We start from the raw sequence: 15,406 nt of genomic DNA, 5'->3' as shown, positions 1-15,406 counted from the left end.
AAACACTGGAGAAATAAAAATTAAGTACCTAAAAAAACAACTGGCTATTATCTACAAGATAAATACGTATAATCAAAACAACACGCATAAAACAGACATTTATAACTAAATTTATATCGGAAAAAAAATTAAGCACTATACCTATAATATACAGTCACCGAAAAAAATATGTTTACGAAGTATTTATATTACCTTAATTCAACTTATTGTTCTCTGAAATTTTAAAATCCAAAGACAAAAAATCCATCTTTTGAAAAAACAACACCATAATATAGGTCTGATAAAAAACAACCTAAAATAGTAATCCAACCAAAGTAATTATATCAATCAACGGATCACTACCACCTAAAATCGCTAAATATCAAACCAATACAAAAACTTTTTCTTATTCATCCTTAGAGGACAGATAAACCCCAAATTATATTTAGCATAAATTTTATTATCAGGAAAATACTTTCTAAAAATCAAAAATCAACAATTACCTCAGGATTACTTTTTTGAATTAATAATTGTTTTTTAAACCAAAAAAAAGATAAAAAGCATTATTTTAGTCTTCTTTTAGCTATTTGGCAAACTTGCAAATTTTTTAAAAAAATTACGTACTTATACGTAATAAATACGTATTTTTACATTTTAAAAATAGTATCTGCTATTTAAAAAGATTTCGCAATTAAAAAATACCGATGATAATGCAAAATTCAGAAATCAAAACTACGTGTTCATATTGTGGAGTAGGATGCGGAATCATTGTAAGCAAAGATTCTACTAATGGAGTAACTGTAAAAGGAGACAAAGATCATCCTGTAAACAGAGGAATGCTGTGTTCTAAAGGAATGAATCTACATTATGTGGCTAACGATACTTCTGACAGGATTCTGTATCCTGAAATGCGTTGGAGCAAATCACACCCTATGGAACGTGTGAGCTGGGACGATGGTTTAGATCGTGCGGCGGCTGTATTTTCGTCAATGATAAAAAAATATGGTCCGGACAGTGTTGGTTTTTACATCTCCGGACAATGTCTTACCGAAGAATATTATCTGGTAAACAAACTCGTTAAAGGTTTTCTGAAAACCAATAATATTGACACCAACTCCCGACTTTGCATGAGTTCGGCAGTAGTGGGTTACAAAAAAACCTTTGGGGAAGATGCCGTGCCAATTGCTTATGAAGATATTGAACTAGCCGATACTTTCTTAATCACAGGTGCTAATCCGGCCTGGTGCCACCCTATTCTATTCAGACGTTTAGAACAACACCGTGAGAAAAATCCAAATGTAAAGGTTATTGTAATTGATCCGCGAAAAACGGATACAGCCTTAACTGCCGATTTACATCTACAAATTCTGCCGGGAAGCGATATTATATTATACCATGCTTTAGCCAAAAGAATTATCGAAAAAGGCTATGCAGACAATAATTTCATCAAACAACACACTGAAAATTTTGATGCCTACATGAATTTGGTGCTTTCTACCTCATTAGAAAAAGCATCTCAACTGTGTGGAATTTCCATCAAAGAAATTGATTTAGCTGCCGATTTAATTGGCAAAGCCAAAGGATTTCTTTCGCTTTGGGCTATGGGATTGAATCAAAGTGCGGTGGGAGTAGATAAAAACACAGCCTTATTAAATATCTCATTATTAACCGGACATATTGGGAAACCAGGTTCAGGACCTTTTTCTTTAACCGGACAACCTAATGCTATGGGCGGAAGAGAAGTGGGCGGAATGGCCAGTTTATTAGCCGTCCACAGGGAATTAAACAATCCGGAACATCGTCAGGAAGTAGCCGATTTTTGGGGAGTGGACAGCATCTCTGAAAAACCGGGATTGACGGCCACCGAAATGTTTGAAGCCTTAGAATCCGGAAAGATGAAAGCGGTTTGGATCATTTGTACCAATCCTATGGTAAGTTTACCCGATTCCAGAAAAGTGGAAAAAGCATTGCAAAATGCCAAATTTGTAGTGGTTCAGGAAATATCACACAAGGCTGATACCGCTAAATATGCCGACTTATTATTACCGGCTGCCGGTTGGTTAGAAAAAGAAGGAACCATGACCAATTCCGAAAGACGTATTTCTTATTTACCTAAAGGAATTAACGCACCCGGAGAAGCGCTACCTGACTTTGAAATACTTACCCGATTTGCTAAAAAAATGGGATTTAACGGTTTCAACTTCAACACTACTGAAGAAGTATATAAGGAGTATTGTCAAATGACTAAAAACACCAACATTGACATTTCTTTCCTTAATTACAACCGATTAAAACACGAAGGTACTTTTCAATGGCCTGTTCCGGATTACGGACATCCGGGAACACCTCGCCTTTTTACTGATAAAAAGTTTTATACGCCTTCGCAAAAAGCCATTTTCAATTTGCCAACAGCTATTGAAAATACTTCGGAGCAACCCAACGACAAATTTCCGTTTATTCTAACTACCGGTCGCATCAGAGACCAATGGCATACGATGACTAAAACCGGAAAAGTATCCCGATTGTTATCACATATTCCAAATCCGTTTTTAGAAATCAATCCTATCGATGCTTTTAAAACAGGAATTGAAAATGGTGACATTGTTGTGGTGAGCAGTAAAAATGGTGAAGTTCGTGTTAAAGCAACTGTAACTGATGCTATCAAAGAAGGAGTTGTCTTCCTGCCAATGCACTGGGGAAAACAATTAGACAACGATCTAAACCGAACCAATAATCTAACCAATACAGTTATTGATCCTGTTTCTAAAGAACCTGATTTTAAATACACTGCTGTAGCGGTAGCCAAATACGAAAAACCTTTCCAAAAAATAGCCATAGTAGGTGCCGGAGCGGCTGCTTTTAGATTCATCCAAAATTACAGAGAACTCAATAGTACTGATGAAATTATCGTTTTCTCTAATGAGGCGAATCCTTTTTACAATCGCGTTTTACTTCCGGAATATGTTACCAATGAATTATCCTGGGAAAATTTATTAAAAGTAAAAGATCAGGAAGGTTTAAGCAAACTTAATATTACTTTAAAATCGTCAGTAGGCATAAAAAACATTGACACTGTTACCAAATCAATAACAGACAGCCGTGGCGAAACTCATACTTTTGACAACTTAATCCTTGCTACAGGCAGCCGACCATTTGTTCCCGAAAATGCCCAATTACACTTACCGGGACGTTTTACCATGCGTAAAAAAGAAGATGCCGACCGATTAAAAAATTATTTGGACAGCACTAATTTAGCGCCCGAAGAGCAACACGTAGTAATTGTAGGTGGTGGTTTATTAGGTTTGGAATTGGCAGCAGCCCTAAAACATAAAAAAGTAAAAATTACCATAGTTCAAAGGGCTTCCCGATTAATGGAACGTCAATTAGACCGTATTTCCTGTAAATTATTGGCCGAAGAGGTACAACTCCGGGATATCCAAATCTATTTTGACAACGAGGTAAGTACCGTATTTGAAACAGATAATGCTAACGAACTCGAAATAGCTCTGAAAAGTGGACGTATTTTAACCGCAAATGCTATTGTTTACGCCATTGGAACCATTCCAAACATAGAACTGGCCAAAGAATCCGGAATTGCCTGCGGACGCGGAGTAAAAGTAAATCAGTATTTACAATCATCAAATCCTGACATTTTTGCCATTGGAGAAATTGCCGAATTTGACGGTAAACTGTTCGGAATTACCTCTGCTGCCGAAGAACAAGCGGATATTTTAGCTAACTTTTTAGCGGGAGATATCAGTAGTTTCTATAAAGGTTCAGTATTAATGAACATCTTAAAACTCGAAGACATCAATCTTTGCAGTATTGGTGAAGTCAGCATTCCTGAAAATGACGACAGCTACGAAGAGATTGTTTTTGCCGATTTGAAAAAACGCTATTATAAAAAATGTATCGTAAAAGATGATTTACTGATAGGAGCTATTTTAATGGGTGATAAAAATGAATTTGCCGAATTCAAAACCATGATTGAAAGCAAAATCGAATTATCAGACAAACGAAATCAATTATTAAGAGGCAGTAGTGCTACGGCTAAACCCGTTGTAGGCAAATTAGTTTGCTCCTGCAGTCAGGTAGGAAGTGGTAATATCGAAGAAGCTGTCAAAGCAGGAACAACAAATTTTACAGAATTATGCAAATCTACCGGAGCCGGTTTAGGCTGTGGCAGTTGCAAAACCGAAGTAAAAGAAATTTTAGCTAAATGTGTATAAGGTAGTAGTTTATTATTTGTAGTTCAGTGTTCGGTAACTATAAACAATAAACGACAAACCATAAACTTTAAAGAACATGGAATTAACACGATTAATAGTAAAAGGAGGCGTTATTTCGCCGGGAGAATTACGAAATATTGTAAATATGAGTATGGCGCAAGGGCTGAAAACAATTTCGTTTGGTTCCAGACAAGACATTATTTTTCCTGATGGATTTCAGTATTCGGAAACAGAAAATAATGGCAAATTACATATCGTTTATCCTAATGAACAAAGCGGAAACAACATTGTATCTTCTTATGTTTCTACCGATATTTTTAGAAATACACCTTGGCTTACCGGTAATAAATTCCTGTATGTTTTAGAACAATTTAAGGAACAACCGGTTTTAAAAGTAAACATCACCGACCCAAAACAACAATTAGTTCCTTTATTTACAGGTCATATCAACTTTATCGCTTCTGAGCATGAAGATTATTGGTATTTATACATTCGCTTGCCTAACTGGCAACGTATGGAAGTTTATCCTGTATTAATTTACAGCTGGGATATTTCTAAAATTTATTACGAAATAGAACGCATCGTTAATGAAGATCCTACTATAGGAATCGAGATGATTTTCAATCTTGTAAGCGAAAATTTAGACACTAATAACCGAACAATAGACAAAGCCCTAAATGTTCCTTTTTATCCGTTTCCATATTACGAAGGAATGAACCGTTTAGGAATCGATCAGTACTGGCTTGGATTATACTGGAGAAACAACTTGTACGATTTAGAATTTCTAAAAGAAATGTGCGATTTGTGTTTTGATTGCAAAATTGGTAAAATATGTATCACCCCATGGAAATCCTTCATCATAAAAGGAATTCCAAAGGACCGAAAGTTGGATTGGGAAAAATTTCTTGGAAAAAAAGGAATCAATGTGCGCCATTCGCTTTTAGAATTAAACTGGCACCTGCCCGTAGCAACCGATTGGTCTTTGAACCTGAAAACATTTTTGGTTAGAACATTAGATCAGTTTGACATCAGTACGTACGGACTTACTTTTGGCATTTCCGATTACAATCGTGAGGGACATTATTTTACTTCTATTGTTATCGAAAAAAACCAATTACCAAAAGATTTGGAATCCATTAAAATCAGAGATACTTACAATGTATTGTATGCCAAACATTTTGACCCCAACACTCGGGAATACATCATTCATACGCAAGATATTGACAAACTCGAATTGCCTAGCATTCTTATTGAATTGAGTAAAAAATACTTCAACGAATTAGGAAATAATACTCCAATTGAAAACAATGCAGCTGCTGCCACTAAAAAGGAAAAACAGGTACATGATGTTTACCAATGTTCTGAATGTTTGACCATTTACAACTCTGAATATGGTGATGCCATACAAGGAATTGAAAAAGGCATTTTATTCAATGATTTGCCTGCAGATTATTGCTGTTCGTTGTGTGAATCTCCAAAATCTAATTTTGTACTTTTAACAGCTGAAAAACAAGATATTTAACATCGAAATTACACAAAAACAATATTTATGAGTACCGAATATAAAACTGTCGATTCTTCAAAAATAACAATCTCTGAATTAATGTTGCCTTCGCACACTAATTTTAGCGGAAAAATCCATGGTGGTTATATTTTATCACTAATGGACCAAATTGCCTTTGCCTGTGGCTCTAAATTTTCCGGGAATTATTGTGTAACCGCTTCGGTTGACACGGTAAACTTCCTGAAACCGGTTGAAGTAGGCGAACTGCTAACAATGAAAGCCAGCGTAAATTATGTGGGAAACAGTTCGATGATTATTGGTATTCGGGTAGAAGCCGAAAACATTCAAACCGGAGTAATCAAACATTGTAATTCTTCTTATTTTACAATGGTTGCCAAAGATAAGGAAGGAAAAAACACGGCTGTTCCGGGATTGATTCTTACCACATTAAAAGAAGTAAGCCGTTTTCAAAATGCTTTGAGACAAATTGCCCTAAAAAAAGAAAAAGAATACCAAAAAACCATTGCTACTTTTGGATCCATTGAAAATATTTTAAAATCAAACGAATACAAAGTCAAAGTGGACTTTGAAAAATAAAATGTTGCTATAAACCCGACCGTTTGCTAAAACGGCCGAATCTATAAACAACATCTAAAACGCAAAAAGCACAGTGTAATGCTGTGCTTTTTGATTTTGAATAATCAAGTGAATCACTCCAGCTTGTCATTCTCAACAATCTAAATTAACAAACAACTATGATTTAGGCAATAAAACGGTATCAACTACGTGGATTACTCCATTAGACTGATTTACATCGGTAATTGTAACTTCAGACATCGACCCGTTTTCATCCGTGATGTATATTTTTTTTCCTTTCATCCAGGCTGTTAAAGTTCCGCCACTAACAGTTTTCAAAACAGCTTTTCCGTTTCCGGCTTTAATAGCTTTAGCAACATCAGCAGCATTCATTTTTCCTGCCACCACATGGTAAGTCAAAACAGTTTGCAACATTTTTAAATTCTCGGGTTTTAAAAGGCTTTCAACTGTACCTTCCGGTAATTTTTCAAAAGCGGCATTAGTAGGTGCAAAAACAGTAAACGGACCGGCCGTTTGTAAAGTTTCAACTAATCCGGCAGCTTTTACCGCAGCAACTAATGTTGTGTGGTCTTTAGAATTAACTGCATTTTCTACAATGTTTTTGGTAGGATACATAGGCGCTCCACCAACCATTACTGTTTTTTGAGCATAAGAAGTTACTCCAAATACTAGGGCAAAAAAGGCTACTGATACTAATTGTGTAGTTTTCATAAATGTATTTTTTAAGGTTATTTAAAAACATTTACGACAACAGTTTGCTTTTGGTTTTAAAAATTATAAAAAAAATAAAATCACTAATTTACAATTGTTTAAAAACAAAAAGTGAGACTCTCAGAATCTCACTTTTATATCAATACTATTTTATTTTTATAAATTCTTTATCACAAATTCGCTTCTTCTGTTCAGCTCATGCTGCTCTTCGGTGCAGGATTCACTTGGATTGCATTTTATAATCTGAATTGTTTCACCATAACCTTTGGCAAAAATTCGCTTCTCCGGAATTCCCTGGCTTATAAAATATTCTCTTGTAGAAGTAGCTCTTTTAGAAGAAAGATCTAAATTGTACTTATCATTTCCGCGATTATCAGTATGCGAACCTATTTCGACCACCATTTCCGGATATTTCTTCATCAATTCGATAACACGGTTCAAAATTGGTTTTGATTCTTTTCGAATGTACCATAAATCGTAATCAAAGTAAATAGGATCGGTTTTAATGAGCAGCCTTTCTTTATCTTTTACAATGTCTTTCTCAGCAGCAACAATAGCAGCTATTTTTTCTTTTTTCTGTTTCTCAGCATCTGCAATGGCTTTTTTTGCGGCAGCTTCTTTTTCAACTTTTGCTTTTTCAGCTAGAATTGCTGCCTCTTTTTTCTGTTTTTCAGCAAGAAGTTTAGCTTCCTTTTTCTTTAGTTCAATAGCCGCTAATTCTTCTTTTTTGATACTTTCTGCCGACTTTAATGCCATCGAAGCATCGTTTACTTTCTTGCGATCTTTATACAATATTAAAAACTTAGAAGCTTTAGTGTACATTTCTTTCGAAGCCAGAACAGTGTAGTTCTTTTCACAATCTACCGAAAAAGAAAAACGTCCGTCGGCTGAAGTGATAATGCTTTCTATGTCTTTATTTTTAGTATCCTGAAGAATGACTTTGGCATTAGCCAAAGGAAGCTGGGTATCAACATCCGTAATTGTTCCCGAAATATACTGCATGCAATTTTCAACTACCAAAGGCTGAATTTCGCTAATCTCATAAATATCATCACCGCCTTTTCCTCCCTTTCTGTTGGATGCAAAATAACCTTGTTGGCTGTCTGAATCAATTACAAACGAAAAATCATCGTATCCTGAATTTACAGGTAAACCAATATTTACTGGTTTCGTAAAATCTCCATTTTTAATTTCAGAAACAAAAACATCCATAAACCCATAACCGGCATGACCATTAGATGAAAAATACAGTTTATTATCTTTAGAAATGAAAGGAAATTGTTCTTTTTTATCAGTATTAATTGTAGCACCAAGGTTTTTTGGTGTTCCATAATCCGAACCTAAAATAGCTACACTGTAAATATCAAATGAACCTAAAGAACCCGGCATATCTGATGCAAAATACAAGGTTTTCTCATCATTACTCAAAGCAGGGTGTTCTACTGAATAATTGTCACTGTTAAATGGTAAAGCGATAATATTTCGCCATTTTCCATCAACTAACTCGGCTCTAAAAATCTGAAGAACAGAAACTTTTTGTTCATTTTTAGCTCTTACACCGTCTTTTGAATTATTGCGCGTAAAATAAACTGTCTTCCCGTTTTTAGTAAAAACAGCATTGGACTCATGCAAAGGAGTAGCTAATTCGACAGCAAATTTTCGAATCGAATCGATTTTCGGATTTTTAAGCGCAACCGACATTAAATCCAAATAACTTTCGTTGTTCCATTTATAGACTTTTTCAAAAGTATAAGGTTTTCTTATTACTGCTGAAAAAACTAATTTGTCACCATATTTTACTGCTCCAAACTCAGAATTTGGTGTATTGATTGGCATATTTTTACTTTCAAAACGATTGCCTAAAGCCGAAATATTTTCCAAAATCAAATTCTCTTTTTCAAGATTTTCAATGGCTTTTTGATTGTTGGTTTTAAAAAAATAATCACGCATTACTTTATTCGCCTCATCATAACTACCGGAAGCTTTTAAAGTTTGAGCATATCTGAAATAATATTCGCCATCCAGATTCTCAGCAAATCTTGCAATTAAAAAGCGATAATTTCTTTGTGCATTTGCATAATCATTGGTATAATAATAGGAATCAGCAAGGTTTTTAACAACTTCCAGAGAACGATTGCTTTTTAAAATACTTTCATACAACGGAATAGCTTCGCTGTAATACGTTCTTTCAAATAAGCGTTTGGCTCTTTGTAAATCCTGTGTTTGCGCCTGAGAAAATTGTACTGTCAATACAATTAAAATAAGATATATTCTTTTCATTGTCATCATATTAAAAGAATCTTGGTGATTTATCAAATCCTTTGCCTAACAAATCAATATTAAACAAAACGAAAACTTCATGCGTCCCTGAATTAAACTGTCCAAAATTAGAAGTTGTATAATCATAAGCATAACCTATATTAATACTTGGAGAAACTCTAATGCTCATCAAAGCACTTACCGCATCGTCAAAACGATAGGAAGCTCCTAATTCAAATTTTTCATTGAACAAAACATTCGCCGAAAGATCTAATGAAACTGCCGAACCCTGAACCATTCGGGTCATGAATGCCGGTTTTAACTTAAAAGTATCCGACAGATTGAAAACATATCCTCCTGTAAAAAACAAATGAATTTTCTCAGAACCAAAAGCATTAATTCCTGATCGTTCTTCAATGTGTTTGGACGAAAATAAATTAGGTGCCGACAATCCTAAATAATAATTATTGGTAAAATAATAAGCTCCAACTCCTATGTTTGGAAAAATAGCACTGCTATTTTCTGCAAATGCCTCATCAGTAGAAGAACCGCCTGTTTCTAACTCAAAACCATTAAAATTAGTCTTAAACGAAGTAAAACCTGCCTTTAATCCCAACGACAACTTTGCCTTAGTACTTACATCCAGTACATAAGCAAAATCAGCGTAGAAATTATCTTCTTTCAATGCGCCATCACCTATATCATCGGATATTATGGAAGCACCCATTTCGACTTTTTTACTCAAAGGAATGTGTCCAAAAAAGTTAAAGGTTTTAGGAGCTCCTATGGCTCCCGCCCATTGCGAACGGTACAAAACACCTAAATCTAACATGGCTTGTGTTCCGGTGGCATAAGCCGGATTGACAACATTCATATTGTACATATAATGTGTGTATTCCGGGTCTTGCTGTGCAGCTGCTTTTATTACCAACAGTAAAAAACTGATACTTAATATTATTTTTTTCATTCGAGGTTTAGTTTTAATGTAACAAAATCAGCTATCGGTTTAGGTAAAGTCTTCCCTGAGTTGGTTTTTTATTTCCTTTATTAAAATGAAGAACATAAAAATAAACACCATTTGGCGCGATTCCGTCAACTCCTATTTTATAATCCGAATTGCGACCATCCCATTCCGTTTTACTGCGATTTCCTTTGAACATTAAATTTCCATAACGATTATAAATTTCTAAAGTAAAATCAGGATAGATGAATTCAATGTTACTAATTCTGAAAACATCATTTTTTTGATCTCCATTAGGAGAAAATCCGTCGGGGATAAAAAAATCATCAGGAACATCACAGTTTGAAAGCGAAACGGTTACTTCGAGAGGATCGGAATAACAATTAGTTGTACTAGAATAGCTGTAAGCATAATAAGTTCTTGCTTCTGCTAAAGCTGTGTTGGCACTCAATTGATTTCCATTTTCAAGAGCATCAAACCAAACTAATTCATCATCAGCTGAAGTTCTGTCACTTAAATTTTGAATTGTAGGATTATCTAAACCACAGAAATTTTGACCGTCAGCATCTAATACCGGAGTATCTAATTCGTTTACAGTTACAGTAACTGCTGTTCTTCCGGATTCGCAAGTGGTAGTTGGATTAACTTCTTTTACATAATAAGTTCCTGTAACCAGTAGCGTTGAAGTACTTAGAGCTGTAGTAGATGAAACTGAATCAAACCATTGGTATTGCGCACCGGCTGGTGTTAAATTAGCTATTGTTCTTAAATCATTTTTACAAAAACTAAAGCTATTAGTTGCTGGAGCATTAGGAATACTGTTTATAACAAAAGTTCTTGTTTTATTCAAAACTACTGCACTACATCCATTTGAATTATCCAATATCGAATTGAGTGTAATTGTCGTGTTCCCAGTATTTAGAAGAGCCGAAGCAGGAATTGTAAAACTGGCATTCCCAGCACTTACTGTCAGGGTTATATTTTGATTTAAAAGCGTATTAGCATCAGTTAAGGAATAATCAACCGTAATATTAGTCAAATTCCCTAATCCCGAAAGCTGAACACTGACATCCTGATGACCCAAACAGATATTATTAGCATTCAAAGCAACAGCACCAACGTTTGGTAAGGGTTTAACTGTAAAAGCTTTTGATAAAGCCACAGGATTAGAACAACCGCTGGTCAAATTAATAATGTTTGTGAAATTCAAAACTGTATTTACTCCAACATTCGGAATAAGGGTAGCCGGAATTGAAAATTGCGCTACTCCATTTGTCGCCGTAAAATCAATTTGCTGACTTGCAGCAACATTATCTCCCGAAAGGGTGTACGAAACTCTATAAGTACCATTCGCTAAATTAGTATTCCCCGAAATTACAACTTGCGCATCCAGTCCTTTACATATTGGTTCGATAGTTACTGTAGCATTATTAATTCTTGGCAAAGGAGAAATGCTTAGGACATCTGAAATTGTGCCCAGAATGTTAGTACAAGCCCTGCGACTGGCTGTATTAACAATATTGGTAATTGTAAAAGTATAATCTCCTACTGCTTGAAGATCATCTTCATCGATATCAAAAACAAAATTACCATTGACAAAATTACCATTAACAATTCTAAAATTTGTAGTAGTTCCATTGAAAATAGTATAACTAACATCATAACTACCATTAGGAATAATTTGGGGACCTCTCCTTAAAATAGCGTTGTAAGTTGCTGTAGTTATTTGATTTTCACAAATATCAGAATTCACAATCAAAGTACTTCCTGTAAAATTCAATGGCTCTTCAATAACAATCTGAACTGTAGATTGCGAATTGGTACAAATTGGGTTAGAAGACAAGACAGTATATACAAAATTATAAGTTCCTGCTCCTAATGTATTATAGATATTCTCTACATTAATACGATTATCTGATAACGTTGTTAATTCATTTGTACCTGCTTCTGTCCATCTCCCTCCTGCATCCTCTGCCAGTAAAAGATCGTTCAAATTTACATTTCGATACAAAGTCAAATCAGCATTACTACATAATACTAAATCAGAAGGAGTTCCTGATTTTGGTTTCCTAAAAACGGCTATAAAAACCGTAGCTGATTGTTCAGGACAAGTATCTAAAGCCGGTATGGTATAAGTATAAGAATAATTTCCCTCACCCAAAGCTTTGGGATTAATTGTATTTCCGGATAAAGGAGCATTAGTAACACTGTTTTTCCATGTTCCATTTTGTTGAGGAGCTAATTTTGTCCCATCAAAAGCCTGAAATAAATTAAACGATTCTACATCATCACAAGTAGAAACATTTGGACTTGGAACTCCGGCATACGGTCCAATTATTAAAGTAACTGTAGCTTCATTATCAGTACAGCTTGAAGGATCCTGAACGTAAGTATAGCTATAAACACCGCTGTTTCTTAATGCCTGTGCATTTAAAAATCCGTTAAAAATACTTTCTTCCAGTGGCTTTGAGTTATCAACCCATATTCCTCCCGGTGCAGGGCTTCCGCCTAAAAGACTAAAAAGATTAATATTGCTGTTCGTCGGATTTGCAATATCACAAATGGTTACACTGCTGTCTTCTCCAGCGCATTGCGAATAACTATTTGAAGATAAAAGAAATAGAAAAAAAACAGAAAATTTTAGAAGATTATTTTTGATAAAAGAAAGTAGATTTATTGCCATACTGTACTTTTTAGATTAGATTATCGGGGTAACACAATGCTAATGTAAGAAATAAAGCATCAAGAATATCTAAAAAACTCGACAAAATGCATCAAAAAACGGTTCAAGTCAATATTTTTAAGAAATTATATTTTCAATAAACTCAAAAACAAAACCATTAAACCTTATAATTACGCAGCATCCTTACTCAAATTACATAAAACTCTTTTCTTCTAAAAAAAAACTTAAATAATTGAACAAAAAAAAGCCTCACATTTCTGCGAGGCTTTCTATATTTAAAAAATTAAGAAATTATTTTTTCTCAGATTTTTCCATTTTAGCTTTCAAAGCAGCTAACACATCATTGTTATCTCCTAAAGTTGCAGCTGGTGCATTAGTAGTAGATGCAGATGAAGTATTTTCAGCAGCAGCTTTCACATTTTTCTCTTCTTCTTCACGGAAGATAGCAGTATGAGAAGCAACTACTCTTTTGAATTCTTTGTTGAACTCGATTACTTTGAAATCAGCAGTATCACCTTTTTTCAATTTCTTTCCGTCTTCTTTTTCAAGGTGACGAGTAGGAATGAAAGCAACGATATCATCTCCGAATTCTACAGTAGCTCCTTTGTCAACGATTTCAGAAATCTCACCGTTGTGGATAGTTCCTACAGCGAAAGAATCTTCGTATTGATCCCAAGGATTAGCAGTAGTTTGTTTGTGACCTAAAGATAATTTACGTCCGTCAACATCTAATTCTAATACAACTACGTCTAATTTTTCACCAACATTTACAAACTCAGATGGGTGTTTGATTTTCTTAGTCCAAGATAAGTCAGAGATGTAGATTAATCCATCAATTCCTTCTTCTAATTCTACGAAAATACCAAAGTTTGTAAAGTTTCTAACGATACCTGTGTGTTTAGAACCTACTGGGTATTTAGAAGTAATGTCAGTCCATGGATCCTGAGTCAATTGTTTGATACCTAATGACATCTTACGGTCATCTCTGTCAAGAGTTAAGATAACTGCTTCAACTACATCTCCAACTTTCACGAAGTCCTGAGCAGAACGCAAGTGAGTTGACCAAGACATTTCAGAAACGTGGATTAAACCTTCAACACCTTCAGCAACTTCGATAAATGCACCGTAATCAGCGATTACAACTACTTTACCAGAAACTTTATCACCAATTGTTAAGTTAGCATCTAAAGCATCCCATGGGTGAGCGTTTAATTGTTTCAATCCTAATTGAATTCTTGTTTTCTCATCATCGAAATCAAGGATTACAACGTTTAATTTTTGGTCTAATTCAAGAACTTCAGATGGGTGGTTGATTCTTGACCAAGAAAGGTCAGTAATGTGGATTAATCCGTCAACACCACCTAAGTCAATAAACACACCATAAGAAGTAATGTTTTTAACAACACCTTCTAATACTTGTCCTTTTTGTAATTGACCGATGATTTCTTTTTTCTGTACCTCGATATCAGCTTCGATAAGCGCTTTGTGAGATACAACAACATTTTTGAATTCGTGGTTGATTTTTACCACTTTGAATTCCATAGTTTTATTTACGTAAACATCGTAGTCTCTAATTGGCTTAACGTCAATTTGAGATCCTGGTAAGAACGCTTCAATTCCGAAAACGTCAACGATCATACCACCTTTAGTTCTGCATTTAACGAAACCATTAACGATTTCTCCAGTTTCATTAGCTGCAATAACTCTATCCCAAGACTTAATAGTACGTGCTTTACGGTGAGATAATACTAACTGACCTGTTTTATCCTCACGGATGTCAATTAATACTTCTACTTTGTCACCTACTTTTAAGTTTGGATTGTAACGGAATTCATTTAAAGAAATAACACCTTCAGATTTAGCATTGATATCAACAATAACGTCTCTATCTGTAATTCTAACTACAACTCCTTCAACTACTTCTTCTTGGTCAGTAGAAATGAAAGTTTTAGATACTAGTTCTTCAAACTCTAATAAGTTTTTTTCATCTACTGCATCAATACCTTCTTCAAAGTTGTGCCAGTTAAAATTTGCTAAAAACTCTTCTTGTGATTTAATTTGTTCAGACATGCTGATAAAAAATTTGTATTCTGTGTTCGCTTGAGTTTCTTAATGTGATAGAAAACAACAGAAGTGTTTATATAATTAGTTGATACCTAAAGGAAACTCTTCTTCACCAAAAGGTGCGCAAAATTAACACATTATTCTGTAACCACAAAACAAATCTCATTGATAATCACCAACTAAACTAAATAATAAGCTAAACAGTGATTTTTATTGGTTTTAGGAGCAGAAAGTATTGATTTTCAAAAGGACTTCCCTCCTGTCCCGATAGCTATCGGGACTCTTTTATCTCTCCGTTACACTACGAGGATATCGGCTCGATCAGGGCTATTTAGTCCGTTTTGTTTTCAAAAGAACTTTTGTAAAGATATTTTGATATATTTGATTACAAACTATTATTAGTTCACTAATTTTTTAGA

At 34.7% G+C, this 15,406-nt stretch carries 8 protein-coding genes; 3 read left to right on the top strand and 5 right to left on the bottom strand.

All coding sequences use genetic code 11. From position 1 onward, the window contains the following. Positions 1-689 precede the first annotated feature (689 nt). The 3 genes from IEV84_RS14390 (at position 690) to IEV84_RS14380 (ending at position 6,309) form a co-directional block, all read left to right on the top strand. Complete coding sequence (locus IEV84_RS14390) at positions 690-4,208, top strand: nitrate reductase (protein ID WP_188495126.1); 3,519 nt, start codon at positions 690-692, stop codon at positions 4,206-4,208. A 76-nt stretch (positions 4,209-4,284) separates the two neighbouring features. Continuing rightward, positions 4,285-5,730 (top strand): rubredoxin, encoded by a 1,446-nt coding sequence (locus IEV84_RS14385; protein ID WP_188495124.1) that lies wholly within the window; start codon positions 4,285-4,287, stop codon positions 5,728-5,730. Positions 5,731-5,757: 27 nt separating this feature from the next. Continuing rightward, complete coding sequence (locus IEV84_RS14380; RefSeq protein ID WP_188495122.1) at positions 5,758-6,309, top strand: acyl-CoA thioesterase; 552 nt, start codon at positions 5,758-5,760, stop codon at positions 6,307-6,309. Between the two features lie 156 nt (positions 6,310-6,465). Here IEV84_RS14380 and IEV84_RS14375 read toward each other — a convergent pair whose 3' ends face one another. From IEV84_RS14375 to rpsA, 5 genes are all read right to left on the bottom strand, one after another. After that, on the bottom strand, positions 6,466-7,020 hold the full coding sequence (locus IEV84_RS14375; protein ID WP_188495120.1) for a fasciclin domain-containing protein: 555 nt from the start codon (positions 7,018-7,020) through the stop codon (positions 6,466-6,468). A 156-nt stretch (positions 7,021-7,176) separates the two neighbouring features. Further along, positions 7,177-9,300, bottom strand: a complete 2,124-nt coding sequence (locus tag IEV84_RS14370; protein WP_188495118.1) for an OmpA family protein — start codon at positions 9,298-9,300, stop codon at positions 7,177-7,179. Between the two features lie 10 nt (positions 9,301-9,310). After that, complete coding sequence (locus tag IEV84_RS14365) at positions 9,311-10,246, bottom strand: PorP/SprF family type IX secretion system membrane protein (RefSeq protein WP_188495116.1); 936 nt, start codon at positions 10,244-10,246, stop codon at positions 9,311-9,313. 31 nt (positions 10,247-10,277) lie between these two features. Then, positions 10,278-12,923 (bottom strand): gliding motility-associated C-terminal domain-containing protein, encoded by a 2,646-nt coding sequence (locus tag IEV84_RS14360; protein WP_188495115.1) that lies wholly within the window; start codon positions 12,921-12,923, stop codon positions 10,278-10,280. Between the two features lie 291 nt (positions 12,924-13,214). Then, positions 13,215-14,993 carry a 30S ribosomal protein S1 gene (gene rpsA, locus IEV84_RS14355; protein ID WP_188495113.1) on the bottom strand — a complete coding sequence of 593 codons (1,779 nt, stop codon included), beginning with the start codon at positions 14,991-14,993 and terminating at the stop codon, positions 13,215-13,217. Positions 14,994-15,406 lie beyond the last annotated feature (413 nt).

Origin of the sequence: Flavobacterium palustre (assembly GCF_014639535.1) — a bacterium.
GTDB lineage: Bacteria > Bacteroidota > Bacteroidia > Flavobacteriales > Flavobacteriaceae > Flavobacterium > Flavobacterium palustre.
The sequence above is the reverse complement of the archived record's forward strand: the minus strand, read 5'-3'. Positions and strand labels throughout refer to the sequence as shown.